The 244-nt window shown below is 39.8% G+C and carries 1 protein-coding gene; it reads right to left on the minus strand.

Annotated features, from left to right (window positions below; translation table 11 throughout):
• A partial coding sequence (locus tag SB816_RS34305) for a hypothetical protein (protein WP_410548537.1) occupies positions 1 to 187 on the minus strand: 187 nt, incomplete at its 3' end.
• Positions 188 to 244: the final 57 nt, after the last annotated feature.

The following is a 244-nucleotide window of genomic DNA, read 5'->3' on the forward strand; positions in this document are numbered from 1 at the left end:
GTGTTGCCTTGTTGTCGGTGTATTCGACATCTACATTGTCCATTTCAGCAACCAGGATATGTGGGAATTCCGCTTTAAATTCAAGTGGGAAGTCTCCTGCGAAAACTCTTCCACTCGTCATTGATTGAATGGCCGGAGCATCTAACAAATGTTTTGTCACAATTGGTTGAAAATCAATCATGATCATGTTGCTCCTTTTTGCAGTTCCTTTAATAAGGCTTGATTGATCGCATCTTTTTTAATC

It is taken from the genome of Achromobacter sp. SIMBA_011 (assembly GCF_046535435.1).
Taxonomy (GTDB): domain Bacteria; phylum Pseudomonadota; class Gammaproteobacteria; order Burkholderiales; family Burkholderiaceae_B; genus Achromobacter; species Achromobacter dolens.